We start from the raw sequence: 25,529 nt of genomic DNA, 5'->3' as shown, positions 1-25,529 counted from the left end.
GAAAGGAGATGGTTAGGCACGGGATGCCATGAAGTCAGCGACGGCTGCTTGGGCTTCTTCCCGTGCTGGTCCGAGCCAGAACAGGTGGCTGGGCGCTGACAGTTCGACGAGCGTGGCCCCGGGAATAGTGTCCGCGTAGTCCTCTGCGTGGGCGAAAGCGACACCGGCATCCTGGCGTGACGCGGTCACCAACGTCGGACAGGTGGTCCGGGTTTGGACCAGTCGGCGGTATGAAGCACGATCGGGTCGGGCCTGCTGCAGATCGTTGACGAACCCACTACCGGAGCGCATCGTCCGGAACAGCTCCCGTGCCCGACGTTTGTCCTCTGCGGACCAGGTATGCCACCAGTCGTCCACCGGCGTCTTGGATAGTGAGCCGACCATCCGGCGTAGCCCGGCATCGGACTCGACCAAACATGCCACCGTCGCCCATGTGAAGCCCTGCAGGGCCGCAGAGAACGCCAACGAGCCGAACCGGGCTTCGCGGCGGGCGTCTGGATACGCCCGCGTCGAAGCGGCGCAGCTGTGCAGGACCAGCCGGGGCACCAGTTCGGGCAGGGACCACGCGGCGTGAAGGGCCTGCATGCCGCCGAAGGAAACGCCAACCGCCCCTGCGGTCTGATCGATGCCCAGTTCCTCGCACCACTCAGCCACCGCCGGAACAAACTCGGCGGCGTTCAGGCGTCCCACATCCGTGTTCCCGTAGCCTGGGCGTGAGAACGCCAGCACCCCGTGCCCTCCTGACGTGTAAAGGCTCCAACCGCAATCACTGGCCGCAGAGCAATGCCCCCCCGTGGAAGAACAGCACAGCCGGCTTGTCCCCGGCCGGTACATGACCTCCACAGGATCCAAGCGTGTTTGGATCACTCGGGACTTGCTCATTGTCCAAGCCTACGGTGTGCATCCCGACCCCACCCAGCAGCCCCAGAACGATGAGTGGAAGGGGCATCATTCCGGTACGAAGTGTTCGGCGGCCGGCGCCGAGTTTGCCGCTGAAGCGTTCGCGCATGCGCATGCTGGCGTCGGCAGGCACGCTGCCCCTCTGCGCAGCGTGGGCTGTCGCGGGGGAAAGATTCTACTGAATATCTGTGGTGACGGCCGGGGTTCGGCGGCCCCCGCCCATAGACTGGAGGAAGGTGAGCCGGGAAGTCTGGTCGGCACAGTATTTGTCGACCCTACGATCGGGACCCCTCATGAACCTTCAGTCAACTCCGCCCCGCGGATCCACTGTCTTTGGACGCGGCAGCTACGCCGAGGCATTGCGCATCGGAACGATCCTGCGGAAAGAAACCGTCGGTGGAGCCCTGCTGGTCGCCGCAGCCGTCATCGCACTCCTTTGGGCGAACTCACCCTGGGCTGAGAGCTATTTTGCCCTTCGGGACTTCAGGATCGGCTACGGGCCCTGGCATCTTGACCTCAGCCTCGGAGCCTGGGCTGCCGATGGCCTCCTGGCGATCTTTTTCTTCCTCGTCGGGCTCGAACTCAAACGGGAGTTCGTCGCCGGAGACCTGCGACAGATCAGTAAATCCATCGTGCCCGTCGCCGCAGCCGTCGGCGGAGTTGTTGTCCCCGCCGTGCTCTACGCCCTGATCAACCTCTCGGATCCGGAGGCACTGCGGGGCTGGGCGATCCCCACCGCCACCGACATCGCCTTCGCCGTTGCTGTTCTGGCGATCATTGGCTCGCACCTGCCCAGCGCCCTGCGGATCTTCCTGCTGACTCTGGCGGTAGTCGATGACCTGATCGCGATCAGCATCATCGCCATCTTCTACACCACCGACATCCAGCCCGCGCCGCTGCTGCTGGCACTGATCCCGCTGGGCCTTTACACCTTCCTGGCCCAGAAATACCGCCGGTTCTTCGGAACCCGGCTGGCGGCCGCCTGGATTATCCTGCTGCCTCTGGGCATCGCCACCTGGGCACTCGTGCACGCCTCAGGCATCCACGCCACCGTCGCCGGCGTGCTCCTGGGATTCGCCGTCCCCGTCATCCGGTCACGGACCGGCGGCGGCCCCTCAGCCGGCCCTGGCCTGGCGGAAACCTTCGAGCACCGCTTCCGTCCGATCTCTGCCGGTATCGCCGTCCCGATCTTCGCGTTCTTCTCCGCTGGCGTAGCCGTCGGAGGCTGGGACGGCCTGGCATCAGCGCTGACCGACCCGGTCGCCGTCGGCATCATCCTTGCCCTCGTCCTGGGCAAACCCGCCGGCATCCTCGGAACCACCTGGATTCTCACGAAGGCCACTCGGGCACGGCTGGACGATTCCCTTAAATGGGTCGACATCTTCGGAGTCTCCGTTCTTGCAGGCATCGGATTCACCGTCTCCCTCCTGGTGGCTGAACTGAGCTTCGGTCACGGAAACATTCATGATGACCACGCCAAGGTCGGCATCCTCACCGCATCCCTCATTGCTGCGCTGCTGGCCGCCGCGGTACTCAGCACCAGAAACCGGCAATACCGGCTGGCAGAAGCGGAAGAAGAAATCGACTCCGACCACGATGGCATCCCCGACGTTTACCACCAGGACCGCCCCTCCTGACTCCACTGCGGCAAACCATCCGCCCGTATGCCCTGGGTCGTGCCACTGAGGCTCGGCTAGTGGCATGGGCACGCCGCTGCCGCTTTGGCCGACGCCCTGCCGATGTCCCAGAGACTGGGAATCGCCCGGGTTCTTCTCACCTTCGATGAGAATAACGCTGGCTCCCGGGCGACTATCGAAAGAACGGCGGCGTCTTCGAGGATACGCGCAACGGCAAACGACGCTATTGGATCAACACCGTCTGACCGGTTGACGGCAGCCTGCACACGTGCGCGACTACGAGCGCGAGCCACGCCCCGAGGAGATCCGCACCATGCGGATCTCGCGCACGCCGTCCTCCACATTCACGGTCCCGTCCGCCACGAACCCGCGCTTGCGATAGAACGCCTGGGCCCGAGGATTCGGATCGGCCACCCAGAGCGCTGCCGAGTCGTCAGGTCCGACGACGGCATCCAGGAGGGCGGCCCCGGCGCCGGTCCCATGCTCAGCCGCCACGACGTACAACACGAAGAGCTGCGTGCCCCACTGCGACTCGGCCTGCGAGGGCCCCGCCATCGCGGTCCCCGCCATCGCGATCCCGATCACTTCGCCGTCGCGCTCCGCCACCGCCACGCGGTTCGCGCGGTAGCGCTCATCACTGAGCATGGCAGTCCAAAACCGGTCCCGGGCGGCGGGCAACCCCGGATCGTCGAGGACGTGGTCCGCCATCACCCCACGGTAGGCCTCACGCCACGACCGCACATTCACGCGCGCCATCTCGGCAGCGTCCTCGACGCGCGCGTAACGAACCCTCGCCGGGGTTTCCATAGGTGAAACTCTACCGAGAGCCGCCCGCGGCGTAGCCTGATTCTATGGACTCCGAAGTCCGCGATCTCACGCTCCGCACCGGCATCACGGTGCCGTGCCTCGTCCAGGGCGACGGCGACGCCGACGCAAAACCGGTGCTGCTGCTACACGCATGGGGCGAATCCCGCCGCAGCTTTGACCGCCTGATACCCCTGCTGACCGGCTTCAGGGTCTACGCCCCGGACCTCCGCGGGCAAGGCGAGGCGGACAAACCGGAGGACGGCTACTCCCTGGCGGAACAGGCCGAGGACGCCGCAGCGATCCTGGACGCCCTCAACGTGCCGAGCGCCGCCGTCGTCGGCTCCTCCAGCGGCGGCTACGTCGCCCAGCAGCTCGCCATTGCCCACCCACAAAAGGTCGCTGCACTGGTGCTCGTGGGCGCTCCCTTGAGCCTTCACGGGCGGGCCCCCTTCGCCGACGAAGTGGACCGCCTGACCGACCCGCTCGACGAGGCCTGGGTACGGGACTCCCTGGCCTGGTTTCCCCTGCTGCACGAGGTTCCCGCCTGGTACACCCAGGACCGCGTCCGCGACGGTCTCAGGATGCCCGCCCGCGCCTGGAAAGCCATCCTCAACGGGCTATGCGAGGCCACCCCGCCCACGGAAGCGGGAACCATCCAGGCGCCCACACTAATCCTGTGGGGCGCCCAGGACAGCTTGCTGCCACACGGCGACCAGGAAATCCTGGCAGCCCGGATCCCCGGCTCCGCGCTGAAGGTCTACCCCGGCGTGGCACACCCGGTGCTGTGGGAGTGCCCGGATCAGGTGGCAGAAGATACGACGGCGTTCCTCGCCTCCCTCTTTGACGCCCGCAAGCCATCGGACGTACTGTGACGGCCCGCTCTGCAAGCTCGCCAGCCAGGCGGTTGAAGGAGGTTTACGACAACCTCCCGCTGCCGCTGCCTATCGTGGCCGCGCTGGCCCTGGATCTCCTCCTTGACCGGGTCCGTCCAATGCCGCTTCCCGGCTCCCGCTCCCTCCACCGGATAGCGGGGGCGGCACTGCTGCTCGCCGGCGTCGGCCTGAATCTTTGGGCGCTGGCTGAACGGCGACGCCGCTCGGCGGGCCCCTTCGCGCTGGAGCGGCCGGTGGAGCTGGTCATCACCGGGCCGTATGCAATCACCCGCCATCCGATGTATGTCGGCTGGTGGCTCATCCAACTGGGCGCGGGAACCTTGGCCGGTTCATCCTGGGTCCTCGCGACGCTGCCGGCCGAATTGCTTGTGGAACACCGCTTTGTCCTCGGCGAAGAGGCCATGCTGGCCGAGCTCTTTGGACGGTCCCACCGTGATTACGCGAAAAAGGTTCCGCGCTACCTCGGGTTCCCGATGAGGCACAGTCCGCCAGATGCATTGCCCGCCGCAAACTCGTGCTGACCTGAATGTGACAGGTGCTGTCCAGAGCGGGTTGTCATGTCTGAATGGGGAGTTCGGCCCATCGTGCAGAGTTTGTCCCTCGGGGAGGATCCGCAGAGACCGCGCGGCACCGTGTGGTTCGCCGGAACGATCTGGCATCCGACGAAATTTCGGGAAATCATGAATCTGTTTTCACGAAAGACTCCAAGTGCCGGGGCATTGCTTGCGCGGCGGGCTCGCTATTTAGCGGCAAGAGAACTCTTCAACGGGCATCGCGGGTGGCACTTCCTTAGTTCCGGCGGTGCCGGTGATGACTTTCGTAGCTTTGGAACACTTCTGAGGAGGTTTGGCCGGTGTGTCCGAATTTTCCGCGGAGGACCTCGGCCAGGTCATCCAAGGCCGCGTGCATCATCCGTCCGGCGAATTGCAGGTCGATGTTCGTGCTTGCCTGCGCTTCTGAGGCCAGTTGGTGCGCATACGCGACGGTGGCCGGCAGTGATCCTCTCTGCTGCGCTTCGTGGAAGTAGTACGTTTCGTCGAAAGCCAGCAGGTCCATGCTGACCGTAGCTACACTTCTGGCGAATGAGGGCGGGGTACGTCTGCAGAATCCAGGAGACCGTGGCCGTAAGCAACCCGAAGCCTGTGACGGCCTGCGCAGCGACGACGAACCGAAGTAATGGCGCCGCCGGAACTATCTCACCGTAGCCCACCGTGGAGAGGCTGACCATCGAGATATACACGGCCTCGGCAAGGTCCCCTCCATGGGGACGCCCTCTGTGTTGACGAACCCGTCCGGTAAATGCGGTAAATACACCAGTGCCCATCCCATGATGGACAAGGACGTCCAGGCGCCGATCACCGCCGCCATGGCGGCGGGTGCAGCGACAGTGGAGGCCCGGCCGGCGAATCGTCGGGACAGGAGCCACAGTGCACGCATGATCAGCCTGCACACGGGTCCCGTGCCGTGAGGATAGAGCAGCGTGTGAAAGACATCTGCGCCCATCAGCAGAATCAGTCCCGCACCGATGACCGTCACCATCACGCGGTGAGGTCACGGCGCCGGAGCAGGTAGGCAGCGATCCCTGCCCCGGCGAGGGCGATGACGGTCATGGTCAGGGCAGGCGCGGGGTTGAAGGCTTCGACTGGCATCGCCGCGGAGTGACGGAAAGGGCTCGCGTCCTGCAGCCAGGCAGGCAGGCGCAGAAGTTCACCGAACTGGCCCAGGACCAGGCCGGCGGCCAGCATGCCCCAACCCAGTGGAATACTCACTCTGGGTGCCGCTGCCAAGAGGACCGCAGTTGCCGCAACGAAGACGACGGCGGCCGGGACGTGCGCCAAAGCGGCGCCGACCAGCAGGCCTGGCGGGCCGTTTTCCGCGCCGGCCAGGGCAAGACCGATGGTGGCTGCGGTCCCGGCGACGACGGCCACGACTACTGTCGAGGAGGCGGCTAGGACCAGGTTCGCGCCAAGCCACCGGGCCTTGGTTCTGGGTGCGGCAAGGAGAAGTTCGGCCCGGCCCTCGGCCTCTTCTGCACGGAGCCGCAGCACCGCCTGGATGCCGGCAGCTGCGGCGAGGACACCTGCGATGCCCAGCAAGGCTGCAGTGAAGACATCGATCATCCCTGCCCGGGCGCCTGGGACGAGCCGGTTGATCAGCTGCCGTAGTGAGTCATTGCCGCCGATCACGTCGCTGACCGCGGGCCCGAGGCCCCCAGCGATGCCTCCCAGGAGGGCTGCGGCGACGGACCAGCCGATCAGGGTGGGCAGCTGCTGGCGCCAGGCAAGGCCAAGGAACGAAGCACCCGCGGCCCCAGCGCGTTCCGGGCCCGCGCGTTCGGGCAGGAGGCTGGCGCCCAGATCCCTGCGGCTCCTGAGGACCATGACCGCACCGGCCAGGACGGCTGCGGCCGCGGCAAGGATCAGTAGCGGTGCCGGATCGGCGGCCGTGAAAGGCCGGGAACGCTGCCCCCATCCGATGGGCGAAAGAAGCAAAGTCATGACTCCGGACATCAGCGCACCTGCCCATTGGAATCGCTGTAGTGGCTCAGGAACAGGGACTCCAACGACGGCGGCGAGACGATCAGTCCGCTGATCCCGGACGCGGCGACCGCTTGCAAAACCGGGGCAAGGTCCGCTGGGTCCACATCAAACTCGTCAATGACTTCCCCGCCGGAGAGGTTCGGCCAAAGGCTCACGTCCCCGGGAACGTAGGCGACGTCCCGGTGGGCCCGGACCGGGTCCCGCCAGGGATCCAGCCCGAACACACGCGCGGTTCCCGACGTCGACCGGATCAGCCCGAGCAGCACCCTGAGGGTTGTTGATTTGCCCGCACCGTTGGGACCAAGAAACCCGTGGACCTCGCCCGGACCAACGCGCAGATCAAGGTTGTCCAGTGCCCGGGTCATGCCGAAAGTCTTCACGAGCAGGGTGGCGTCAATGACCGGTTCCGCTGCTGATGTCATGGTGGGTTCCGTTCCCTCAGTCCAGCGATAACGACCGAGGCGGCTGCCATGGCGTTCCGCGGGCACAGCTTCCCGCGGGCCGACCAGGCTTCCCGGCTCTCCGATCCACAGCCTACGTCCGGCCAACCCGCCAGGGAAGAGCTACCGGCGCAGGCCCGTCACGGCTGTGCGTTGAGTCAGGTCGACTTCCCGGCACGCTGGGTGTCAGGGACGGATGCCGTCGGATGCTTCCACATGCTGTACGCCATGGGCAGCATGGCCACGAGAGCGGCGACACCGTGGACGTAGAACTGGACGGCGGACAGCGGGACAACACGCGACAGGGCCATGACAAGCAGCGCCACGACGACGACCCAGGTAAGCCAAAGGCTCAGCAGTCGGCTACGCGAGACACTGATGGCAAAGCCGACCATCCCGACAGCAAATGTGACCGCCGCGGCGATCAGCAGCGGGATGAACCATGGGAGCAGGGCAACTTGAGCCGCCCCGACGTCTCCGCCCGTTTCACTCGCGGCGAGCGGTGCGAATTCCATTGCCGGCAGCATCGCGTAGAGCGTGCTGCCGATGACGACGAAGGGCAGCGCGGCGGCGCTCCAGCGGTCTTCGCCTAGCTCGTGCAGGTGGCTTCTGATCGCGAGGAATGCCACGGCCAGGACTGCTGAAGCGACTCCCGTCGCCAAGTGCACAACCCCCCAGCGCGTAGGGTCGGCGGTGACCTCCGCAACCAACGCATCAATGTTCGGCTGTGGACCAGGCAGGTACGGGTGGTAACTGAGAGCGGCGAGCAGGATCACTGGCGCGATCGCCACGACGCCTGCGCGAAGCAAATGCTGGGCCTGGATAGACATGAGATGCCTCCTGCAGCAGGTACCACGCCGGGCTCCCTCTCACCGGAGTCGCGGTTCTGGAAACTCAGTATATGCCCGTGAGTCATGGGAGCGATGCGGGCGCCACTCGCCGGTTCCTTGAGGGTGCACCACATCGCCGGTTCCGGATTTCGACGGCCATCCGGTGATGGCTGGCCTTACCCGGAGTGGCCAATATAGTAAGTTGCCTTATGATTTTGGTATATACATTGCCGCAGCGCCGGAAGGAACGGGTATGGTGGCGGAATCGCCGAGCTCCATCAGAATTGACGTGGTTGGCGGACGTTACCGGCTGGGCGAGGTGATCGGCCGCGGCGGCATGTCGTCCGTCTACCGTGCAAGGGATAAGAATCTGGGTCGCGACGTGGCCTTGAAGCTCTTCGCACCCCAGGCCCCCGATGCAGACGAGTTGAAACGCCAGGAGGCTGAAATCACGCTGCTGGCGACGCTGAACCATCCCAGCCTGGTGACATTGTTCGATGTCGGCGTCGACGTACGCATCCCGGATGAGCCCCGGCCGTTCCTGACCATGGAACTGGTCGAGGGACAGGATCTGCGCAGCCGGATCAGGCACAGTGAAGTCCCCTTGAACGAGCTCGCCGTCATAGGAGCCGGCATCGCTGACGCACTGGCCTATGTCCACGGCCTCGGCATCCTCCACCGCGATATCAAGCCGGGCAACATCCTCTTGGTGCAGACCCGGCCCGGGGAGCCACTGCGGGCCAAGGTCGCAGACTTCGGCATAGCACGAATCGCCGACTCAACACGCCTGACCGTTACTGGAGCAATGGTGGGCACCGCGGCGTACCTCAGCCCCGAACAGGCCATGGGCTCCCCGCTCACCCCTGCCACAGACATCTATTCGCTGGGGCTGGTCCTGCTCGAATGCATCAAGCAAACAATGGAGTATCCCGGCAGCGCTGTGGAATCTGCCGTGGCCAGGCTGCACCGCGCGCCCAGAATTCCCGCGGATCTCCCCGCCGAGTGGGCCGATCTGATCCGCTCGATGACGGCAATCGAGCCGTTGGAACGCCCTGCAGCCGCGGACATCGAGACGGCGCTGCGGCAGGCCCTTGTCTCGCCGACATCCACTCCCGGCGAACTAGCACCGGAAACCACGCGCGTGCTGCCGGCCATGCCGTTCAGGACGCCGTCCGTTACAGCAGAGTCGCCCTCCCCCAATCTGCCGGCCAGGCCAACCAACGAAGGCCCCAACGGCGAGGATTCCGCCAACGCCGCCGGGTCACGGCGGGTGCCTAGCGCCGATCAGCCCAGCAGCCCCCGGGGAACGCGCCGACGGCGGTCATCCCGTGCGGGACGGAAGATGCGGCTCCCGGTGGTGGCCATCCTGATCCTTCTTGCGCTGGCAGGCGGGTCCACGGCACTCACGGCGGGCCAGGCCCCACAGTCCACATCCGGCGTCGTGCCTTACCCTGCGGTCACCGGCACGCTCGGTGACCGCCTCTTGGAACTTCAGAAGAGCGTGGAACCATGACCACGTTTCAGTCCAAGAACCAACGCACCGGAGCACGGGGAGCAGGCCTTGCCGCCGCCCTGGCGCTGGCCGCCTCCCTCGCTGGCTGCGGCCCGGCCGATACCGCCATGCAGCGCGACACTGCCCACCAACTCCAGGAACTCGTGCTCGGCGTGAGCCAGGCAGCGGCCGCAAACGATCACACGGCCGCGCTCAAGACCCTGGACAGCCTGGAAGCGGACGTGGCGACTGCAGCTGGCAGCGGCAAGGTTTCAGAGGAACGGCGCCGGAGGATCATGACCAGCATCACCGCTGTCAGGGCCGACCTCAATGCCGCCGTAGAAGCCGCCGCAGCGGCAGCGAAAGCAGCTGAAGCAGTGGCTGCCGCGGCAGAAGCGGAGAAGAGCAAGGCCGACGCGGAAGCCGCCGCGCAGGCCGCCCAGAAAAACACTGCGCCCGTCGTGCCGGTACCTGTGCCGGCACCAGCCCCTGCACCGGAACAGGCAAAAGGCGCCGAGGGCAAAGGCAAAAACAAGAACGGCTGAGGATTTGCCGTCCACCCAGGCGGAGCCTTCGACTACGCTCGTGTGATGCCTGTTCTTATCGCTCCGGACGTCAGCTATCACGCATCCTGGCTGGAAGGATCCACGGAATTTGACGGCGCCAACCGGGACGGCGGGGGCCCGGAGGACTGGTCCTTGGAAGAACTCAAAGATGCCCAGACGTTCCGCCACTTTGTCGATGCCCTCGTCAACGATGCCCTGCCGGAGAGCCCGCGCAAGCCGGGGCACGTGCCCTGCACCTACTTATGGATTGTGGAGGGTGAGACGTTCCTTGGCTCGCTGGCCATCAGGCACAAGCTGAACGATTTCCTCCTCAACGAGGGCGGGCACATCGGCTACAGCGTGAGGCCCTCTGCCAGGCGTCGCGGCCACCCCGCTGCCGCTTTGGCCGACGCCCTGCCGATGGCCCGGAGACTGGGAATCGCCCGGGTTCTTCTCACCTGCGATGAGAATAACGCTGGCTCCCGGGCGACTATCGAAAGAACGGCGGCGTCTTCGAGGATACGCGCAACGGCAAACGACGCTATTGGATCAACACCGTCTGACCGGTTGACGGCAGCCTGCACACGTGCGCGATTACGAGCGCGAGCCACGCCCGAGGAGATCCGCACCATGCGGATCTCGCGCACGCCGTCCTCCACATTCACGGTCCCGTCCGCCACGAATCCTTGCTTGCGATAGAACGCCTGCGCCCGGGGATTCGGATCGGCCACCCAGAGCGCCGCCGACTCGTCAGGTCCGACGACGGCATCCAGCAGGGCGGCCCCGACGCCGGTCCCATGCTCAGCCGCCACGACGTACAACACCAAGAGCTGCGTGCCCCACTGCGACTCGGCCTGCGAGGGCCCTGCCATCGCGATCCCGATCACTTCGCCGCCGCGCTCGGCCACCGCCACGCGGTTCGCGCGGTAGCGCTCGTCGCTGAGCATGGCGGTCCAGAACCGTTCCCGGGCGGCGGGCAACCCCGGATCGTCGAGAACGTGGTCCGCCATCACCCCGCGGTACGCCTCACGCCACGACCGCACATTCACGCGCGCCATCTCGGCAGCGTCGTCGACGCGCGCATAACGAACCCTCACCGGGGTATCCCATCGAGGACCGCGTGCGCGACGGTCTCAGGATGCCAGCCCGCGCCTGGAAAGGCATCCTGAACGGGCTGTGCGAGGCCACGCCACCCACGGACTCGGGAACCATCCATGCCCCCACGCTGATCCTGTGGGGCGGTCAGGATGGCATCCTGCCACGCGGCGACCAGGAAATCCTGGCAGCCCGGATCCCCGGCTCCGTGCTGAAGGTGTACCCCGGCGTGGCACACCCGGTGCTGTGGGAGTGCCCGGATCAGGTGGCAGAAGATACGACGGCGTTCCTCGCCTCCCTCGCATAGCCTGGCACCAAGCCAGCGGCCGCCGTCGTGATTCCCGACGGCGGCCGCTGGCCAGGTGAGGGGCTTACTTGAGGTATCCGTTCGGGTTGAGGACGTATTTGGTGGCTGCGCCGGCGTCGAACTCGGCATAGCCCTTGGGCGCATCCTCCAGGCTGATCGCCTTCGCGTTCACGTTCTTGGCGATGCTCACCTTGTCATGCAGGATGGCCATCATCAGTTGCCGGTTGTACTTCATCACCGGGCATTGTCCTGTGGTGAAGCTGAGCGACTTGGCCCAGCCGGTGCCCAGGCTCAGGCTCAGCGCACCCTTCTTGGCTGCTTCATCCACACCGCCCGGATCGCCGGTGACGTACAGCCCGGGAATGCCCAGCGCACCGCCGGCCGCGGTGATTTCCATCAGCGAATTCAGCACCGTGGCGGGCGCCTCCTTGGCGTCATGACCGTGGCCCCGGGCCTCGAAGCCCACCGCGTCAACGCCGCAGTCCACCTCCGGGACGCCCAGGATCTGCTCGATCTGCTCCGCCGGGCCGCCGTTGCTCAGGTCAATGGTTTCGCACCCGAAACTGCGCGCCTGCTTCAGCCGGTCCTCGTTCAGATCCCCCACAATCACGACGGCGGCACCCAGCAAATGAGCGCTGGTGGCCGCTGCGAGGCCAACAGGCCCGGCGCCGGCCACATACACGGTGGAGCCGACGCCCACCCCGGCCGACACCGCGCCGTGGAAGCCCGTGGGGAAAATGTCCGACAGCATGGCCAGGTCCATGATCTTCGCCATGGCCTGGTCCTTGTCCGGGAACTTCAGCAGGTTCCAGTCCGCGTACGGGACCAGCACGTAGTTGGCCTGGCCGCCCACCCAGCCGCCCATGTCCACGTATCCGTAGGCGCTGCCGGGGCGGTCCGGATTGACGTTCAGGCAGATCCCGGTTTTGCGTTCCTTGCAGTTCCGGCAGCGGCCGCAGGCGATGTTGAAGGGCACCGAACAGATGTCCCCGACTTTGATGAACTCGACGCCGGGACCCACCTCCACCACTTCGCCGGTGATCTCATGCCCCAGCACCAGGTCAGAGGGAGCGGTGGTGCGCCCGCGGACCATGTGCTGGTCAGAACCGCAGATGTTGGTGGCCACGGTTTTCAGGATGACCCCGTGGGGTACTGTGCGCCCCACGTTCGCCGGGTTCACGCCCGGTCCGTCTTGGAGTTCGAAGCTTGGATAGTCGATGTCGATCAGTTCGACCTTGCCCGGTTCCTTGTAGGCAACGGCTTTGTTCCCAGTCATCAGTGCTCTCCTCTGGTCAGAACGGCGAAGCCCGGTGGGGCCGCCATGAATCATGAGTGTTGCGATGGATCCCCACGTGCAGGGCCTGCCCGTTGCTTGAGCAGCTGGATGTTTCCTGGCGTTGGGGGTCCGGCCAGTCTAGGCATGCCGGCCCGAAGGGTCCATAGCCCGAACCCCTATCTGCTCCCCTGCCGTCGCCGCAGCACCGCGACCAGCGCAACGGCGCCACCCAGCAACAGGGCCGCCGCCCCGGCAGCAATGGCCGGAAGCCCGGGCACGGAAGCTCTGTCGGGGGAACCGCCGTCGGGCACCGGTGGCACCGCCCCTGACGCCCCGCCGTCGGACATTCCCGCCCCAAGCGCTGGATCACCGGCGGCGGGAGCACCGGCGGCGCCCGACGCCGCGGCAATCACCGTCAGGGACCTGCCGCCCCTATTGACCACCACCACTGAGCCGTCGGCCCGGACAGCCATGCGGCCAGGATCCTCACCGGTGGGAATCGTCTCCGCCACGGCCGCAGCCCCCGGCGGGATCACCGAGACCGTGTTGTCCACACTGTTGGTCACGTAGACCGTGCCATCCGGTGCGGCCACCACCTCCTGCGGCGCCTCTCCTACCGGGATCCGCCGCGCCACGGTGGTGCCGCCCGGTTCGATGACCGCCACGTCATTCCTCAGGATGTTCGCCACATAAACGGTTCCATCCGGCGCGGCGGCAACCCCGTGCGGGTGGTCCTTGGCGCCCACGGCGATGGTGTGGGAGGGGCTCGGCGAACCGGCGGGCACCACGGTGACAGTGCCCTCGTACTCGTTGGTGGTGTACGCGGTCCCGTCCTTCGCCAGGGCCACCTCCACCGGATAAGGCCCCGCCAGGATGGAGCGCTCCGTCCACACACCGCCAGGCGGCACCACCGACACGGTCCCTTCAGCCGGGTTGGTCGCGTAGAGCGATCCGTCCGGTCCGGCCGCCAGCCAGTGCGCGCCGGGGGTCACGCCGATCGCAAAGCCCGCTTCAGCCGCCCCGGGGGCTACAACCGCGATCTGGGCCTGCCCGGACTCGGTCGACTGGAGCACATAGAGGGTCCCGTCCATCGTCACGGCCATCGACGAAGGAAAACGTCCCACTTTGATGGTGCGGGAGGCGCGTGTTTCGCCGGGCTGGAAGACGCTGATGCCGCCCGCCCAGTGGTAATCGCTGACGTACAGGGTGCCGTCCAGCGCGGCCGCCACACCCAAAGGCTGGATGCCGGCGTTGATCACGGTTGAGTTGGTGACGGTCGGGTCAGTCACAGTCGCGTCTTCAGCGGACGCCGGAACGGCGACGACGGCGAGGCCCAGCAGGAGCCCGGCCGCGGCCAGCAACGCCACCCCTGCGCGCAGAAGAGTTTGCGCGTTCCCGCCCGGTTCGCCCGGATCTCGCGGATCTCGCGGATCGCCCGGATCGCCCGGATCGCCCGGATCGCCCGCGGCGCGGTGCATCAGAAAGTTCTTCACAAGTTCCCCCAAAACCTTGGCTGCCCTGCGGCAGTGCTCCGATCCTACCTGCCGCTGTTATCGCTGCGGGCCTCTGGGATCACCAACCCCGGGCAGGCTACTTGTCATAGAGACGTATTGCTGGACCCGTGGTGGAACCCCGCGTCAGCGTTCTTCCGTTCCCTCAATTGGGGGCAGCCCCGCCAGCCAAGGCTCTCGTTCCGGCCCAGCAACGCGGTCTGTTGACCTGCACGGAGATGCGGAGTCTAATCGGAAGAAGGTGGCGCTGCTCGCGCCGACTTACTCATTCCGGGGTGGATCATGTCCGCTGGAGAAAAAGTTCGGGAGGACCGGCTGGAGGTTCCCGGCGGGAGTGTCTGGTACCGGGTCGTGGGCGACGGTCAGCACACACCGCTGGTCATTATTCACGGCGGCCCAGGTGCCACCCATGACTATCTTGAGCCGTTGGAGGCCCTGGCCGATGAGCGGCCGGTGGTTTTCTACGATCAGCTCGGGGCGGGAAAATCGGATGCGCCCGACGATATCGAGATGTGGACCAACGAGCGCCTGGTTGACGAACTTAGCAGGATCCTTGACGGCCTCGCATTGGGCCGCGTCCACCTGCTCGGCCAGTCATGGGGGACGATCATCGCGACCGAGTACGCCCTCCGGACGCCGGAGAGGCTGGCGAGCCTCGTCCTGGCGAATCCATGCCTGAGCCTGCCCCGCTACGCCGTCGGTGCAGCGGCACTGCGCGCGGCCCTGCCCGCGGATGTCCGCGCTGTGCTGGACCGGCACGAGGCCGCAGGAACTACGGACTCCGATGAATACCAGGCGGCCACGATGGAGTTCTACCTTCGACACGTCTGCCGGCTGGACCCGTGGCCGGATCCTTTGATGCGGACTTTTAGCCAACTGAACCAGGCTATCTATGAGCGGATGCAAGGGCCGAGCGAATTCCAGATCACAGGCATCCACAAGGACTATGACGTTACCGGTCGCCTGGGTGAACTAACGGTTCCTACACTTTTCCTGTGCGGCCGTCACGATGAGATTCGGCCGGAGGACACGGCTTGGTACCACAGCCTGGTGCCGGGATCGGAGCTGGTCATCTTCGAGGAGAGCAGCCATATGCCCCATCTCGAGGAACCTGAGCGATACCAGGAGGTACTGCGAGATTTCCTGCACCGGGCGGAACAGGCACCAACGGAAACGCCCTTACAGGTTCAACGGGGCTGACGGTCCCGTAAGTCCCTGCCTGAGTCTCAACCGGATGAACGCCCGACAAGCCCGCCCAGCACCACGTTCACCGGTTCCTGTCCGGCCTGCAGCAACCCGATCTGCTTCCGGATCAGCCGCGCCACCCGCGGCAGCATGGCCGAGCTCGCCCCGCCCACGTGCGGGGTGATGAGGACACCGGGCACGGTCCACAGCGGATGATCGCGCGGCAGCGGTTCCGGGTCCGTCACGTCCAGGGCCGCCCGCAGCCTGCCGGAGGACGTCTCGCGCAGCAGGGCCTCCGTATCAGCCACCGGCCCTCGCGCCACGTTCACCAGCAGTGCGCCGTCCGGCATGGCCGCCAGGAACCGGGCGTCAACCAGGTGCCGGGTCTGCTCGCTCAGGGGGACGCTGACCACCACAATGTCGTGCAGCAGCAGTTGCTCATAGAGGGAATCAATCCCGTGGATCCTGCCGCGCTCATCGTCGCGGCCGCGGCTGGCCAGCCGCGTCACCTCGGTCTCGAACGGCAGCAGCCGGGCCTCAATCGCTTTCCCCACTCCCCCGTAACCCACCAGGAGCACGCGCCTGTCGGCCAGGCTGGGGCGCTCGCGGTGGTCCCAGGTTCCCGTCGCCGCATGCCGCACAAAGTCCGGGATCCCCCGCTGGCTGGCGATGATCATGCCCAACGCAAGTTCCGCCGTCGACGTCTCATGCACTCCGGCCGCGTTGGCGAACAGGCACCCCGCGGGCAGAACCGCCTCGACGCCGTCGTACCCGATCAGCTGGCTCTGCACCAGACCGACGTCCACGGAGTCCAGCGCAGCCAGCGCCCCTACCCCGCCCATGTAGGGCGGCACCACAATGTCGAACTGCTCCGCCGGCGCCGGGCCGGTCAGGTCCCACAGGAAGAGTTCGACGCCGGCGGACGGCTCGAGTGCGTCCACCAGGTTCTGGCTGGGCAGACTCACCCGTAGTTTCGGTGATGCGGGCAAACCGGACATGGGTGCTCCTTCTCTCGACTTCCCTGCCAGTTAACCAGCCCCGCGCTACCGGTCGGTCTTGACCACCGTGAACAGCACCGCCGAGTCCTCTTCCGCTTCCAGGCTGTGCAGCCCGTCCGGCACGATCAGGAGATCCCCTGCCTTGCCCTGCCACGACTCCCCGCCAGCCCTCAGCCAGACCGATCCCTTCAGCACGTAGACCGTTGCCTCGCCGGGGTTCTGGTGCTCGCTGAGCTGCGTGCCGGCACGGAAGGCCATGACGGTCTGGCGCAGTTTCTTCTCATGCCCGCCGAACGCTGTATCGGCTGCCCGCCCGCTGGGTGCCGCAACAGCGGCAGCGATCTGCTGACGGGCCAAAGCCTCAATCGATATCTTTTGCATGACGCAACCGTACCTACGATTGACTGCGTTGCCGAGGGCCGTTCACTCACCGTCCTGCGGCGCTACCCGTGCGTGACCGCAGCACCCAAAAGCCCGAACAGCGCTCCGGCCGCCAAGGCAATGAGGGCGCGCCTCCCTGTGGGATACAGCCAGCGGACTGCGAACACGGCCACCGCGAAAATGAATCCGTTCACAACGGCCATGGTGACCGCCAGCCATTCGGCCCCGGTATACACCCCGAAACCTCCGCCGCTGCAACCGCTGATCCCGCACCAGGCAAAACCCGCCACGAACCACTGCGGAAGGCTCAGCAAAACTGCCAGAGGTACCGTCCACCGAAGATGCCGGACATACCGAGTGACCCCGTGAAATGTCACCACCGGAACCTGAGGCATAGCGAGAGGCCTGGCGGCTGGAACCGGCTTCCGGATGCTCAGGACCATCCACCGGAAGAGCGCTGCGTTGACCACCGCAAGGGCGAGGAAACCCAGATAGAAGAGAACCGCCGTCGGCCTCAACCCGCCCGACGACGGCGGACCCGAGGAATCAAGGAGGAAGCCCACGGCGAAATACGCTGCCGAAACGGGCAGCGTCAGAACGATCACCGCCAGCCTCAGCCCATCCCGGAACGCGGCATTTAGACCCATTTCGAAGGAGTTGGTGAGGAGCGAAGCTCCAACAGCGGCAACCGTCACCGACAGATAAACGACGACGGCGATCCTCGCCCACCGCGGCAAGGTCCGTTTGTCCGGGCGAGACCCTGTCCGCATGATCACGACCCGCCCCGCGCCGGACGGACCATCCGGATTTCCGGCAGCTCTTCCCACTCGGGTGGCAGCTGGCCGCGCGTGCCGTCAGGGCGAAAGCCGTGTTTGACGTAGAAGGCCTGCGCCCGGGGATTGTTCTCCAGCACCCAGAGATAGGCCGGGCTCTCACCGATGGCCGCGCTCAGCAACGCGGCCCCCAGCCCGCTGCCGTGCGTCCGCCGGAGTGTGTACAGCGAATACAGTTCCAGCGCCTCGGGTCCGTCCTCATCCCGTCCGGGACCCGAGTCGGCGAGACCCACCACTTCATGGTTGGCGTCCACGGCAATGATCCGCGGGTCGCTGCCGGCCAGGGATGGCCGACGGCGTTCCACCCGTTCGGGAATGCTGGCCCTCCGTGTGCGGAAGAACTCCGCTGACAGCCGGTCCCCATACGTCTCCTCGTGGGCCAGGGTGTGCATATGCACCACGGCTTCAGCGTCCTCGGGAGTGGCCTGCCTGATGAGAAAGTCCATGGCCCCAGCCTAGCTACTTCACCCAGCCCGTCTTCTGCAGCCAGTCGGTCAGGATGGGCAGCGCCACCGAGCTGTGCATCGCGCCCATATGATCCAGCCCCGGCAGGACACGGACGTCCCACCCGGCCTTGGTCAGGGTGGCCTGAGGCCTCGCCAGGGGCTCCCCGATGGACACCCGCACGCCGCCCCAAACCGGTTTGTAGTCGATCTGGTCCTCGGCGCCGGCGAACGCGAGTTTGGGCAGATCCCTCGGGAGCACCGCGGCGGAATCGTCAAAGTCCTGCAGCGCTTCGTACAGGGTGACGAACTGCTGTGTCTGCGCCTCGGTGGTCTGGACCGACACTGAATCCCAGTCGCCCGGCTCAGGTCCCGGGACCGGGCCGGCCGTTTCGCCGACATTTTCCACGGACATGGCATGCGCGGCGCGGGTGACGGCCAGCATGCTTCGGTACGGACCCTCGAGCGACGGGAACCCGCCCATGGCGAGCGCCCGCAGACGGTCGGTGCGGAGTGCGAGCTGCAGGCCGCTCAGCGCCAGCCAGGAGTAGCCGTAATAGGCAAAACGGTCGACGCCGGCGGCATGGGCAATTGCCAGCAGCTCTTTCGCGATGTTCCCCGGGGTGAGCGTCTGCGGCGCCGGGTGGGCCATGCGGTGTTCCCCGGGGTGAGCGTCTGCGGCGCCGGGTGGGCCATGCGGTGTGCTTCGTAGTCCGCAGCCACGACCCGGTTGGTTGGTGTAAGCCCGTTGATGAGGTTTGGTCCCAGGTCCGGGTCCCCGCGCCACTGGCGCAGTATCACCGCCTCCGCCGCCGTGTGCAGCGCCAGGCTGACCGGCAGGAGGACGGCGGGTCCGTCTCCATGGACCGTGACGGGGATGGTTGAGCCGTCATGGAGAACTGCCTCAACTGCATCCATGCGATTCTCCCCTACTCGGCGTTCAACCCTTTGGCATAAGCGGCCTGGCCCACGTGCTGGAGACAGTCGGCAATGGTGCTGACCAGCCGCACGCCGAGGGTAACGGGCGGGTCCCAACGCTTGTCAACGATGCGGTCCAAGTCCTCATCGGTGAGAGCCTCCAGGAACCCTGCGGTCTGCCGGTGGACGGCGTCGTAGTACTCAAGCAGAAGTTCCGGCCGGGCCCGCACTACGTCGACCTGGTGGGTCGAGTGACCGTAGCCGGTGTCACGGTCTGTCAGCGGCAGGCCGAAACGGCCGGCAAAGTCCTGTGACGTCCAGACCTGGTCCCGGCCGGCGGCGGAGGCCACCTGGGCGTCCTCCACCCGGCCGAGGTGCCAGATCAACCACGCAATCGAGTTCCCGGTACCCGCCGGGCGCCGGGCCAGCGACCCGTCGTCGAGCCCAACAAGTGTGGCCTCCACCGTCTCCCTGATCCGGCGGAACGCGTCCAGCACTAGTTCGTTGGATTTCATCAGGTCCCCTTCTTGGTGGTCCTTGCCCTACTTCTGGATCTCGGCACGGCGCAGCCGGACGATGTCCTCCAGCACGTCGTCGGGGAGGGGATGCGCCGCCGTGAACCGGATGGTCCCTTTGGACAGGGAGTACCCTTCAAGCCGGCCGGCGACGGCGTCAATCACCGCAGGGGAAAACGGGAAGACGGAGAGGTGCTTGGCTGCCCGGACGACGCCCACGAGTGGCTTTCCCTCAAGTTTCAGGGCGGGCATCCCGTAGCTCATCCCCTGCTCGGCCTCCGGCACAACGGCCCTTGCAATGTCGATCACATGTTGCAGGCAGCCGCGGTCCGGCTCAGGAAGATCGGCCAAGGAATCGTCAACGGTGCCCATGGCGCCCATTCTATTCCTGAGCGTGGCGCGCTATTCCTGAGTGTGGCGCGCGAGGGGCCGCACCTGCCTTTGCGGCAAGCGCGGCCCCTTCGTGCGCCAATCAGCCCTGCGGCTGGCTACTTGCGCTGGGAGATATTGAGAATGTTCCCTTCGCTGTCCAGGAACCAGGCGGACTTACCCCAGTCGTTATCGGCAACGCCGTTCTCCGTCTTCAGGCCGGGGAAATCGTAGTCTTCAAAGACGACCCCGCGGCCCCGCAGTTCCTCCATCTCACCTTCGAGGTTGTCCGTTTCCCAGCCCATCTGGGTGTTCTTGGCCGTCCCGGCATTCTCCGTCTGGTAAATCAGGAAACCCGTTCCGTTGCCGCCGCTGTAAAACAGGCTGTCGTCCTCCATGGACTCCGACGGTTCCAGGCCCAACTTGTCCCGATAGAAATCCTTCGCCCTGTTGATGTCCTTCGCAGCGAGAACAGCCATGATGGTTCGATCCTTGAGCATGATGATTTCCTTTGTGCCTTGCTTTCGCGTTGGTGGCGATGCTCTCCCCCGGTGGCGGATCCGGAACCCCGTTGTCCGGTGCCGCGTGGCCGCCCGTTGCGCCAAGTGCCGGAGCGGCCACCTGGGACTCTCCTGCGCCGCGCCAGCCATCATCGGCGCGAGGGTCCCCGAAGCCTATGTGGCCATTATGGAACTGAAAGGGCACCCGAGGATATAGGGGATTTCAACCGCTTCAGGCGGCCCTCCCGGAAGCCTCCACGGATGCCGGGAACAACTGTGGCATTTGGAGCCGCTTTTGTTGGCGCACACTTAGCTAGTGCGTACTTTTGGTGTTGAAGAAGAATTCCTGATCGTTGATCCCTCCAACGGCAGTCCCCTGCCTCTGGCAGCAGACCTGCTGCGCCTCCAGGACCCGGGCGAACCGGCGGACCTTTCCACGCACCCGGTGCTCGCCGTCGAGCTTCACCAGGAACAGCTCGAAGTGATCACCCACCCGCACAGCACCCTGAGCGGACTCTCCGCCGAAATCCTGTCAGGCCGCGCCTACGCGGACTCGCTCGCCCGAAAAGCGGGCGCCCGGATCGCCGCGCTCGCCACGTCGCCTCTGGCGGTGACACCCCATTCCACCAGCAATCCCCGCTATGACGCGCTGCTGGAAAAGTTCGCCCTCACGGCCCGTGAGCAGCTGACCTGCGGATGCCACATCCATGTCTCCGTCGACTCCGATGAGGAAGGCGTCGCAATCCTGGACCGGATCAGGTCCTGGCTGCCGCCGCTGATGGCGTTGAGCTCCAATTCCCCGTTCTGGGACGGCGCTGACAGCGGCTATGCGAGCTTCCGCACACAGGCCTGGAACCGGTGGTCCTCTGCCGGGCCTACAGAAATCTTCGGCTCGGCGCAGGCCTACCACCAGCGGGTGGCGGACCTGGCCGCAACGGGAGTAGTCAACAACCCTGATTTCGACGCCCGCCTCTCCGCCCGCCACCCCACCGTGGAGATCCGGGTGTCCGATGTTTGCCTCGATCCCCGCGACACCGTCCTGATCGCCGCCCTGGTGCGCGGTCTGGTGGAGACCGCTGCCCGGGAATGGAAATCCGGCCAGGCGCCGGACATGGTTTCGGCCATTATCCTGCGTCAGGGTTCCTGGCTGGCCAGCCGATGGGGAATCCAGGGTGAGCTGCTGCACCCGCTGACCCACAAGCCGGACTCCGCGCGCAATGTCATCGCCGCGCTCCATAACCATGTCCGCGACGCCCTGGTCGAGGCGGGCGACGAAGCCTACGTCGAGGCATCCCTGCACCGGATCTTCAGCAACGGAACCGGCGCCAGGCTGCAGCGGCAGGCCTACGCCCGCCACGGCAGGCTGGCTGACGTGGTGAGCGACGCCGTCGTCATTACGCACCAGGAGCCGGCTTTCTACGAGCCGAGCACCCCGGATGACCTATCACTTTTGGTCCCCAACCCAGTGGTTTAGCCACCAAACCTGATAGAGCAAACCCGCGCGCTTTGGTCTCGCGTTGGATTCTGCCCAATCATCAACTTCCACCCTGCCGGGAGGGCTGGATTTCCGGGGCGGCCCACATGCCGCCGTCGAATGATTGAGCAGAATCTGTCGGCGGCAAGTGGGCCGGGAACCGCGGGATAATGGAAGCATGAGCAATCAGGACCCGGACCCCTGGGCGGAATTCGACAGGCTCAAGCCCGCAGTCCCGGACCGCGTGGCCGGCTACCCCGGTGGCGAACCGGTGGGCTTTGGCTTCCGGACGGGTGTGCGCAGCGCCAAAGTGGCCCTCGGCTTCGCCGTGTACGCGCTGGCGCTGGGAACCACCCTGGTCCTCACCGGCGCGGTGGTCTTCATCGCCCAGGGGCAGTGGCTGCTGCTTGGGCTGATGGTCCTGATCGAGGCCGTCTTTGTCTATGGATTCATCCGGCTGGCACGCCAGGCGCGCAACCGCCGCGTCTCCGGCTAGTCGCCACACAGGCCAGGCGGGCTTCTGGCCGGGCAGGCTGCGGGGCAGGCTTCTGGCCGGGCAGTACGGCTAGGACCGCGCGGCGCGGATGGCCCGGCCCGCAGCGGCGCCGGCAGCCAGGATCACCGGCACCAGGCACATCAGGGTGACCACAGTGTTGGGACGGAACGCCGCGCGGCCGCCGACGGTCCGGTACACACCCAGCGGCAGCACCATCCCGCCGCCACCCCCGCCGGAGGCACCGTCACCGGCTTCGCCGCCTCCCCCGAACCCGAAGGACACCAGGGCAACCGGGACGATTTCTTCCCCGCCCACCTGGACGGCCGGGCCATAAGCCTTGGTGACGCCAATGTTTTTGAAGGTGTCCACGAAGGACGAAAAGGAATCAGACATGACTTCACCATAGGCGCGCGGCGCGGCGATCACTATGGGTGAGCGGCCGGCGTCGAGCCTTCCCCCAGCGAGCCGCGCATTGCCCCGCGACCCCTGCCTGCAATACTTCGGGGATGTCTGCTCCTTCAGCCGCGTTCGCCGAGAACGTCATCCACCAGCCCGCGCGCGCCCAGTTCGAGGCCTTCATCGATGACCACCGGAACATGCTCAGCGCCTGTCTGAACGGCCTCACCGAGGAGCAGGCGCGCCGGTCGCTGGTGGCATCCCGCACCACTCTGCTGGGCTTGGTGAAGCACGCGGCGTTCGTGGAGAAGGTCTGGTTCGACGAGGCCATCACGTGCCGGCCGCGCACCAAGATCGGCATTCCGGCAACACCCGACGAGTCGTTCATCCTCACGGACCAGGACACCATCACCAGCGTCCGGCGGGCGCACCGGGAGGCTTGCGAGGCATCGCGCCAGGCGACGTCGTTGTTGGAGCTCGACGACGTGCTCCGCGGCAACCGCCGCGGCCCGCTCCCGCTGCACTGGGTGTACCTGCACGTGCTGCGGGAGTTCGCCCAGCACTGCGGGCACGCCGACATACTGCGCGAGCAAATCCTCAACGGCTGACGCCAGGCAAACTCCGGCGTCAGCAGCGCCGGGTCAGGCCTTGTTGGCCGTCGCGGCGGCCGAGAGCGCCGCCAGCCCGCGCTCGAAGTCGCCGCCGACCATCTTGTCCATGTTCACGATCATGGCAAAAATCTTCGCGAGCCCCTTGTTGTCGCCGGTCATCCGCCACGTGACCTGGGTTCCGCCGTCGGCGGGTGTAAACGTAAACGTGGTGGGATTCACAGCCTTGAACGGCTTGGTGAACTCAAGGCGGACCTTGATACTCCGGGGAGCATCCGACTCGACGATCTCCATGTCTCCGCTGCCTGCTTTGCGGTTGCCGCTCCAGGCATACTTGGCCCCCACACCGGCGTCACTGCCCGAATACGAGCGGTTAAGTTCCGGGTCCACGTTCTCCCAGGGCGACCATTTGGTCCACTCCAGGAAGCTGTTGACCAGCGGAAACACGTCTTCCGCGGGGGCAGGAATAAGGGCGCTGCGAGTGACTTCGTAAGATGACATGCCGCAATCATAGGTGGAGGCAAGCGACATTCAGCGGGTCCCGCATGTGGCGTTCACCAAGTGTTCCGGAACCCGATACCTGTCTTGCGTACTGTCGCAGGATCGACGGCCGGAGGTACGGCCGCATGAGTGAAAGAGGCATCGATGACCACCGGAATCCACCAGCCCAACCTCAGCCGGCGGGCCGCGCTGGCCGCCGCCGGAACCCTTGGCGCGCTGGGACTGACAGTGGCCGCGGCAGCCAGAAGCTACGCGGCGCCGGGGGCGAAGGCACCCAAACCCACCCTCGCATTCCGCCCAGACGGCGGCTTCAAAGTGATCCAGTTCAACGACACCCAGGACGACGAGCAGACGGACCGCCGCACGATCGAGCTCATGGACAAGACCCTGGACGCGGAGAAGCCGGACTTCGTGGTGATCAACGGCGATGTGATCAATGGCGGCTGCGACTCTGAGCTGGAGGTCAAGCAGGCACTCAACCACGTGGTCCAGCCCATGGAACGCCGGGAGATCCCGTGGGCCGTCACGTTCGGCAACCACGACGAGGATTCCGTGGCACGGACGGGCATGACCGAGGCCAAAATGCTGCAGTTCCTGCAGACCTACGAATTCAACATGAACGGCGACTCCACGCCGGGGCTCACCGGGACGTCGAACTCGCTGCTGCTCGTGCAGTCGGCCAAGTCCAAGGAGCCGGCCTTCGGCCTGTGGCTCATCGACACCGGCCGATATGCCCCGGACGCCATCAATGGACAGGACTTCGAAGGCTACCCCGACTGGGACTGGGTACGCATGGACCAGGTCACCTGGTACCGCAACCTGTCCATCGCCACCGAACAGAAGTACGGCAAGAAGGTCCCCTCCCTGATGTGGGGCCACATTGCGCTCCACGAGCACCGCAACATGTGGTTCGCCAGCCTCGACTCGCGGACGGACGCCGATCACACCCGGGCCCTCACGAAGCACAACATCGTCGGCGAACGGAACGAGGACGAGTGCCCCGGCCCCATCAACTCCGGCCTGTTCAACGCCTTCCTGGAGCGCGGGGATGTGCTCGGCTACTTTGTGGGCCACGACCACGTGAACACCTACGTGGGCAACTACTACGGGGTGCAGCTCGGCTACGCCCCCGGAACCGGATTCGGCGCCTATGGGCTCCCCGGCGCTGAACGGAACCGCCTGCGCGGCGCCCGGGTCTTTGAGCTGGATGAGAACCACCCCGGAATCTACAAGGACACCCGGCTGGTCTTCGCCAAGGACATGGGCATCGACCTGACCGCGAACGACCAGCCGATCGTTCCCCAGCCACTGGACCCGGCCCAGGTCTAGGGACGTTAGCGTCGGCCATGACTAGGTTGCCGCTCCGTGTGGCTCCGTGTGGCTCCGGCGGGACTGGCGGGCGAGGGGGTGGGGCGGGCTATCCGGCTGTTGGCCGGTTCCTGCCGTCCCATCCCCTGTGCCGCAGGTTGCGGGTGGCCATCAGCGAGGCGCCGATGAACAGCACGCCCAGGACCACCGTGGCGACGCCCACGTAGAACCATCCACCCTGGCCGAAGATCATCAGCGCGACGCCCAGCAGGCACAGGCCTTTAGCGGTGATATCCAGGTACAGCTGCACCTTTGGCGAGCCCATACGTCC

The 25,529-nt window shown here is 66.0% G+C and carries 31 protein-coding genes and 3 pseudogenes; 13 read left to right on the top strand and 21 right to left on the bottom strand.

What is annotated here, in order from left to right:
- Positions 1-12: 12 nt before the first annotated feature.
- Entirely contained in the window at positions 13-834 is an 822-nt protein-coding gene (locus ACVWY0_RS13455; protein WP_485837178.1) for an alpha/beta fold hydrolase, read from the bottom strand.
- A gap of 359 nt (positions 835-1,193) precedes the next feature.
- Between ACVWY0_RS13455 and nhaA the strand changes: the two genes are divergently transcribed.
- Positions 1,194-2,537: a Na+/H+ antiporter NhaA gene (nhaA, locus tag ACVWY0_RS13450; RefSeq protein ID WP_485837134.1), complete on the top strand. Its 1,344-nt coding sequence runs from the start codon at positions 1,194-1,196 to the stop codon at positions 2,535-2,537.
- A 276-nt stretch (positions 2,538-2,813) separates the two neighbouring features.
- Here nhaA and ACVWY0_RS13445 read toward each other — a convergent pair whose 3' ends face one another.
- Entirely contained in the window at positions 2,814-3,293 is a 480-nt protein-coding gene (locus tag ACVWY0_RS13445) for a GNAT family N-acetyltransferase (protein ID WP_485837177.1), read from the bottom strand.
- 95 nt (positions 3,294-3,388) lie between these two features.
- Here ACVWY0_RS13445 and ACVWY0_RS13440 point away from each other — a divergent pair, with 95 nt between their 5' ends.
- The gene (locus ACVWY0_RS13440; protein ID WP_485837133.1) at positions 3,389-4,216 is read left to right on the top strand and encodes an alpha/beta fold hydrolase; all 828 of its coding nucleotides are present in this window, start codon (positions 3,389-3,391) and stop codon (positions 4,214-4,216) included.
- A 32-nt stretch (positions 4,217-4,248) separates the two neighbouring features.
- The gene (locus ACVWY0_RS13435; protein WP_485837132.1) at positions 4,249-4,758 is read left to right on the top strand and encodes a methyltransferase family protein; all 510 of its coding nucleotides are present in this window, start codon (positions 4,249-4,251) and stop codon (positions 4,756-4,758) included.
- A gap of 268 nt (positions 4,759-5,026) precedes the next feature.
- Here the strand turns inward: ACVWY0_RS13435 and ACVWY0_RS13430 are convergent, their stop codons facing one another.
- Both ACVWY0_RS13430 and ACVWY0_RS13425 read right to left on the bottom strand, forming a co-directional pair.
- On the bottom strand, positions 5,027-5,293 hold the full coding sequence (locus ACVWY0_RS13430) for a hypothetical protein (RefSeq protein ID WP_485837183.1): 267 nt from the start codon (positions 5,291-5,293) through the stop codon (positions 5,027-5,029).
- A 106-nt stretch (positions 5,294-5,399) separates the two neighbouring features.
- Positions 5,400-5,465, bottom strand: a pseudogene (locus ACVWY0_RS13425) (ion channel); the annotation flags it as partial.
- A 33-nt stretch (positions 5,466-5,498) separates the two neighbouring features.
- Here ACVWY0_RS13425 and ACVWY0_RS13420 point away from each other — a divergent pair.
- Complete coding sequence (locus ACVWY0_RS13420; protein WP_485837131.1) at positions 5,499-5,705, top strand: hypothetical protein; 207 nt, start codon at positions 5,499-5,501, stop codon at positions 5,703-5,705.
- A gap of 70 nt (positions 5,706-5,775) precedes the next feature.
- Here the strand turns inward: ACVWY0_RS13420 and ACVWY0_RS13415 are convergent, their stop codons facing one another.
- From ACVWY0_RS13415 to ACVWY0_RS13405, 3 genes and pseudogenes are all read right to left on the bottom strand, one after another.
- Positions 5,776-6,735, bottom strand: a complete 960-nt coding sequence (locus tag ACVWY0_RS13415) for a hypothetical protein (RefSeq protein WP_485837130.1) — start codon at positions 6,733-6,735, stop codon at positions 5,776-5,778.
- Between the two features lie 155 nt (positions 6,736-6,890).
- Positions 6,891-7,199: pseudogene (locus tag ACVWY0_RS13410) on the bottom strand (ATP-binding cassette domain-containing protein); the annotation flags it as partial.
- A 176-nt stretch (positions 7,200-7,375) separates the two neighbouring features.
- A complete protein-coding gene (locus ACVWY0_RS13405) occupies positions 7,376-8,047 on the bottom strand; it encodes a hypothetical protein (RefSeq protein WP_485837129.1) in 672 nt (223 codons plus the stop codon).
- 253 nt (positions 8,048-8,300) lie between these two features.
- Here ACVWY0_RS13405 and ACVWY0_RS13400 point away from each other — a divergent pair, with 253 nt between their 5' ends.
- The 3 genes and pseudogenes from ACVWY0_RS13400 to ACVWY0_RS13390 all read left to right on the top strand — a co-directional run.
- On the top strand, positions 8,301-9,560 hold the full coding sequence (locus ACVWY0_RS13400; RefSeq protein ID WP_485837128.1) for a serine/threonine-protein kinase: 1,260 nt from the start codon (positions 8,301-8,303) through the stop codon (positions 9,558-9,560).
- A complete protein-coding gene (locus ACVWY0_RS13395; protein WP_485837127.1) occupies positions 9,557-10,084 on the top strand; it encodes a hypothetical protein in 528 nt (175 codons plus the stop codon). The genes ACVWY0_RS13400 and ACVWY0_RS13395 overlap by 4 nt, the downstream gene beginning before the upstream one ends.
- A 45-nt stretch (positions 10,085-10,129) precedes the next feature.
- Positions 10,130-10,525 (top strand): annotated as a pseudogene (locus ACVWY0_RS13390) (GNAT family N-acetyltransferase); the annotation flags it as partial.
- Here the strand turns inward: ACVWY0_RS13390 and ACVWY0_RS13385 are convergent.
- Positions 10,438-11,094, bottom strand: a complete 657-nt coding sequence (locus ACVWY0_RS13385; protein ID WP_485837176.1) for a GNAT family N-acetyltransferase — start codon at positions 11,092-11,094, stop codon at positions 10,438-10,440. The pseudogene ACVWY0_RS13390 and the gene ACVWY0_RS13385 sit on opposite strands and share 88 nt — an antisense overlap.
- Before the next feature lie 128 nt (positions 11,095-11,222).
- Between ACVWY0_RS13385 and ACVWY0_RS13380 the strand changes: the two genes are divergently transcribed.
- Positions 11,223-11,486 (top strand): alpha/beta fold hydrolase, encoded by a 264-nt coding sequence (locus ACVWY0_RS13380; RefSeq protein ID WP_485837126.1) that lies wholly within the window; start codon positions 11,223-11,225, stop codon positions 11,484-11,486.
- A gap of 64 nt (positions 11,487-11,550) precedes the next feature.
- Here the strand turns inward: ACVWY0_RS13380 and fdhA are convergent, their stop codons facing one another.
- Complete coding sequence (gene fdhA / locus ACVWY0_RS13375; RefSeq protein ID WP_485837125.1) at positions 11,551-12,762, bottom strand: formaldehyde dehydrogenase, glutathione-independent; 1,212 nt, start codon at positions 12,760-12,762, stop codon at positions 11,551-11,553.
- A gap of 176 nt (positions 12,763-12,938) precedes the next feature.
- Complete coding sequence (locus tag ACVWY0_RS13370; protein WP_485837124.1) at positions 12,939-14,255, bottom strand: YncE family protein; 1,317 nt, start codon at positions 14,253-14,255, stop codon at positions 12,939-12,941.
- A gap of 300 nt (positions 14,256-14,555) precedes the next feature.
- Here ACVWY0_RS13370 and ACVWY0_RS13365 point away from each other — a divergent pair, with 300 nt between their 5' ends.
- Positions 14,556-15,473 (top strand): proline iminopeptidase-family hydrolase, encoded by a 918-nt coding sequence (locus ACVWY0_RS13365; protein WP_485837123.1) that lies wholly within the window; start codon positions 14,556-14,558, stop codon positions 15,471-15,473.
- Positions 15,474-15,499: 26 nt separating this feature from the next.
- Here ACVWY0_RS13365 and ACVWY0_RS13360 read toward each other — a convergent pair whose 3' ends face one another.
- From ACVWY0_RS13360 to ACVWY0_RS13325, 8 genes are all read right to left on the bottom strand, one after another.
- Positions 15,500-16,456 carry a 2-hydroxyacid dehydrogenase gene (locus ACVWY0_RS13360; RefSeq protein WP_485837122.1) on the bottom strand — a complete coding sequence of 319 codons (957 nt, stop codon included), beginning with the start codon at positions 16,454-16,456 and terminating at the stop codon, positions 15,500-15,502.
- A 45-nt stretch (positions 16,457-16,501) separates the two neighbouring features.
- Positions 16,502-16,837: a cupin domain-containing protein gene (locus ACVWY0_RS13355; RefSeq protein ID WP_056346835.1), complete on the bottom strand. Its 336-nt coding sequence runs from the start codon at positions 16,835-16,837 to the stop codon at positions 16,502-16,504.
- A 62-nt stretch (positions 16,838-16,899) separates the two neighbouring features.
- On the bottom strand, positions 16,900-17,574 hold the full coding sequence (locus tag ACVWY0_RS13350) for a hypothetical protein (RefSeq protein ID WP_485837121.1): 675 nt from the start codon (positions 17,572-17,574) through the stop codon (positions 16,900-16,902).
- A 35-nt stretch (positions 17,575-17,609) separates the two neighbouring features.
- A complete protein-coding gene (locus ACVWY0_RS13345; RefSeq protein ID WP_485837120.1) occupies positions 17,610-18,116 on the bottom strand; it encodes a GNAT family N-acetyltransferase in 507 nt (168 codons plus the stop codon).
- 13 nt (positions 18,117-18,129) lie between these two features.
- Complete coding sequence (locus tag ACVWY0_RS13340; RefSeq protein ID WP_485837119.1) at positions 18,130-18,765, bottom strand: alpha/beta fold hydrolase; 636 nt, start codon at positions 18,763-18,765, stop codon at positions 18,130-18,132.
- Between the two features lie 277 nt (positions 18,766-19,042).
- Positions 19,043-19,546, bottom strand: a complete 504-nt coding sequence (locus ACVWY0_RS13335; protein WP_485837118.1) for a mycothiol transferase — start codon at positions 19,544-19,546, stop codon at positions 19,043-19,045.
- A 27-nt stretch (positions 19,547-19,573) separates the two neighbouring features.
- Entirely contained in the window at positions 19,574-19,918 is a 345-nt protein-coding gene (locus ACVWY0_RS13330) for an iron chaperone (protein ID WP_485837117.1), read from the bottom strand.
- A gap of 116 nt (positions 19,919-20,034) precedes the next feature.
- Positions 20,035-20,415, bottom strand: coding sequence for a VOC family protein (locus ACVWY0_RS13325; RefSeq protein WP_485837116.1), 381 nt, complete (start codon positions 20,413-20,415; stop codon positions 20,035-20,037).
- 316 nt (positions 20,416-20,731) lie between these two features.
- On the opposite strand from ACVWY0_RS13325, the gene ACVWY0_RS13320 reads away from it, so the two are divergent.
- Positions 20,732-21,889 (top strand): glutamate--cysteine ligase, encoded by a 1,158-nt coding sequence (locus tag ACVWY0_RS13320; protein ID WP_485837115.1) that lies wholly within the window; start codon positions 20,732-20,734, stop codon positions 21,887-21,889.
- A gap of 178 nt (positions 21,890-22,067) precedes the next feature.
- On the top strand, positions 22,068-22,385 hold the full coding sequence (locus ACVWY0_RS13315; protein WP_485837114.1) for a hypothetical protein: 318 nt from the start codon (positions 22,068-22,070) through the stop codon (positions 22,383-22,385).
- A gap of 69 nt (positions 22,386-22,454) precedes the next feature.
- Here ACVWY0_RS13315 and ACVWY0_RS13310 read toward each other — a convergent pair whose 3' ends face one another.
- Positions 22,455-22,778, bottom strand: a complete 324-nt coding sequence (locus ACVWY0_RS13310) for a hypothetical protein (RefSeq protein WP_485837113.1) — start codon at positions 22,776-22,778, stop codon at positions 22,455-22,457.
- A 113-nt stretch (positions 22,779-22,891) separates the two neighbouring features.
- On the opposite strand from ACVWY0_RS13310, the gene ACVWY0_RS13305 reads away from it, so the two are divergent.
- Positions 22,892-23,389, top strand: coding sequence for a DinB family protein (locus ACVWY0_RS13305; protein WP_485837112.1), 498 nt, complete (start codon positions 22,892-22,894; stop codon positions 23,387-23,389).
- Positions 23,390-23,422: 33 nt separating this feature from the next.
- Here the strand turns inward: ACVWY0_RS13305 and ACVWY0_RS13300 are convergent, their stop codons facing one another.
- A complete protein-coding gene (locus ACVWY0_RS13300) occupies positions 23,423-23,890 on the bottom strand; it encodes an SRPBCC family protein (protein WP_485837111.1) in 468 nt (155 codons plus the stop codon).
- Positions 23,891-24,034: 144 nt separating this feature from the next.
- On the opposite strand from ACVWY0_RS13300, the gene ACVWY0_RS13295 reads away from it, so the two are divergent.
- Positions 24,035-25,219: a metallophosphoesterase family protein gene (locus tag ACVWY0_RS13295; protein ID WP_485837110.1), complete on the top strand. Its 1,185-nt coding sequence runs from the start codon at positions 24,035-24,037 to the stop codon at positions 25,217-25,219.
- A gap of 88 nt (positions 25,220-25,307) precedes the next feature.
- Here the strand turns inward: ACVWY0_RS13295 and ACVWY0_RS13290 are convergent, their stop codons facing one another.
- The gene (locus tag ACVWY0_RS13290; protein WP_056346810.1) at positions 25,308-25,523 is read right to left on the bottom strand and encodes a hypothetical protein; all 216 of its coding nucleotides are present in this window, start codon (positions 25,521-25,523) and stop codon (positions 25,308-25,310) included.
- Positions 25,524-25,529 lie beyond the last annotated feature (6 nt).

Source organism: Arthrobacter sp. UYNi723 (assembly GCF_054057635.1).
The sequence above is the reverse complement of the archived record's forward strand: the minus strand, read 5'-3'. Positions and strand labels throughout refer to the sequence as shown.

Bases quoted from the DNA above. Each gene is read 5' to 3' on its own strand.
- ACVWY0_RS13345 (WP_485837120.1), bottom strand. From the start codon at position 18,116: ATGGACTTTCTCATCAGGCAGGCCACTCCCGAGGACGCTGAAGCCGTG.
- ACVWY0_RS13395 (WP_485837127.1), top strand. From the start codon at position 9,557: ATGACCACGTTTCAGTCCAAGAACCAACGCACCGGAGCACGGGGAGCA.
- ACVWY0_RS13340 (WP_485837119.1), bottom strand. From the start codon at position 18,765: ATGGCCCACCCGGCGCCGCAGACGCTCACCCCGGGGAACATCGCGAAA.
- ACVWY0_RS13400 (WP_485837128.1), top strand. From the start codon at position 8,301: ATGGTGGCGGAATCGCCGAGCTCCATCAGAATTGACGTGGTTGGCGGA.
- ACVWY0_RS13445 (WP_485837177.1), bottom strand. From the start codon at position 3,293: ATGGCGCGCGTGAATGTGCGGTCGTGGCGTGAGGCCTACCGTGGGGTG.
- ACVWY0_RS13305 (WP_485837112.1), top strand. From the start codon at position 22,892: ATGTCTGCTCCTTCAGCCGCGTTCGCCGAGAACGTCATCCACCAGCCC.
- ACVWY0_RS13330 (WP_485837117.1), bottom strand. From the start codon at position 19,918: ATGGGCACCGTTGACGATTCCTTGGCCGATCTTCCTGAGCCGGACCGC.
- ACVWY0_RS13335 (WP_485837118.1), bottom strand. From the start codon at position 19,546: ATGAAATCCAACGAACTAGTGCTGGACGCGTTCCGCCGGATCAGGGAG.
- ACVWY0_RS13310 (WP_485837113.1), bottom strand. From the start codon at position 22,778: ATGTCTGATTCCTTTTCGTCCTTCGTGGACACCTTCAAAAACATTGGC.
- ACVWY0_RS13290 (WP_056346810.1), bottom strand. From the start codon at position 25,523: ATGGGCTCGCCAAAGGTGCAGCTGTACCTGGATATCACCGCTAAAGGC.
- ACVWY0_RS13455 (WP_485837178.1), bottom strand. From the start codon at position 834: ATGTACCGGCCGGGGACAAGCCGGCTGTGCTGTTCTTCCACGGGGGGG.
- ACVWY0_RS13315 (WP_485837114.1), top strand. From the start codon at position 22,068: ATGAGCAATCAGGACCCGGACCCCTGGGCGGAATTCGACAGGCTCAAG.
- ACVWY0_RS13325 (WP_485837116.1), bottom strand. From the start codon at position 20,415: ATGCTCAAGGATCGAACCATCATGGCTGTTCTCGCTGCGAAGGACATC.
- ACVWY0_RS13415 (WP_485837130.1), bottom strand. From the start codon at position 6,735: ATGACTTTGCTTCTTTCGCCCATCGGATGGGGGCAGCGTTCCCGGCCT.
- ACVWY0_RS13295 (WP_485837110.1), top strand. From the start codon at position 24,035: ATGACCACCGGAATCCACCAGCCCAACCTCAGCCGGCGGGCCGCGCTG.
- ACVWY0_RS13380 (WP_485837126.1), top strand. From the start codon at position 11,223: ATGCCAGCCCGCGCCTGGAAAGGCATCCTGAACGGGCTGTGCGAGGCC.
- ACVWY0_RS13440 (WP_485837133.1), top strand. From the start codon at position 3,389: ATGGACTCCGAAGTCCGCGATCTCACGCTCCGCACCGGCATCACGGTG.
- ACVWY0_RS13355 (WP_056346835.1), bottom strand. From the start codon at position 16,837: ATGCAAAAGATATCGATTGAGGCTTTGGCCCGTCAGCAGATCGCTGCC.
- ACVWY0_RS13365 (WP_485837123.1), top strand. From the start codon at position 14,556: ATGTCCGCTGGAGAAAAAGTTCGGGAGGACCGGCTGGAGGTTCCCGGC.
- ACVWY0_RS13385 (WP_485837176.1), bottom strand. From the start codon at position 11,094: ATGGCGGACCACGTTCTCGACGATCCGGGGTTGCCCGCCGCCCGGGAA.
- fdhA (WP_485837125.1), bottom strand. From the start codon at position 12,762: ATGACTGGGAACAAAGCCGTTGCCTACAAGGAACCGGGCAAGGTCGAA.
- ACVWY0_RS13420 (WP_485837131.1), top strand. From the start codon at position 5,499: ATGGGGACGCCCTCTGTGTTGACGAACCCGTCCGGTAAATGCGGTAAA.
- nhaA (WP_485837134.1), top strand. From the start codon at position 1,194: ATGAACCTTCAGTCAACTCCGCCCCGCGGATCCACTGTCTTTGGACGC.
- ACVWY0_RS13360 (WP_485837122.1), bottom strand. From the start codon at position 16,456: ATGTCCGGTTTGCCCGCATCACCGAAACTACGGGTGAGTCTGCCCAGC.
- ACVWY0_RS13405 (WP_485837129.1), bottom strand. From the start codon at position 8,047: ATGTCTATCCAGGCCCAGCATTTGCTTCGCGCAGGCGTCGTGGCGATC.
- ACVWY0_RS13430 (WP_485837183.1), bottom strand. From the start codon at position 5,293: ATGGACCTGCTGGCTTTCGACGAAACGTACTACTTCCACGAAGCGCAG.
- ACVWY0_RS13300 (WP_485837111.1), bottom strand. From the start codon at position 23,890: ATGTCATCTTACGAAGTCACTCGCAGCGCCCTTATTCCTGCCCCCGCG.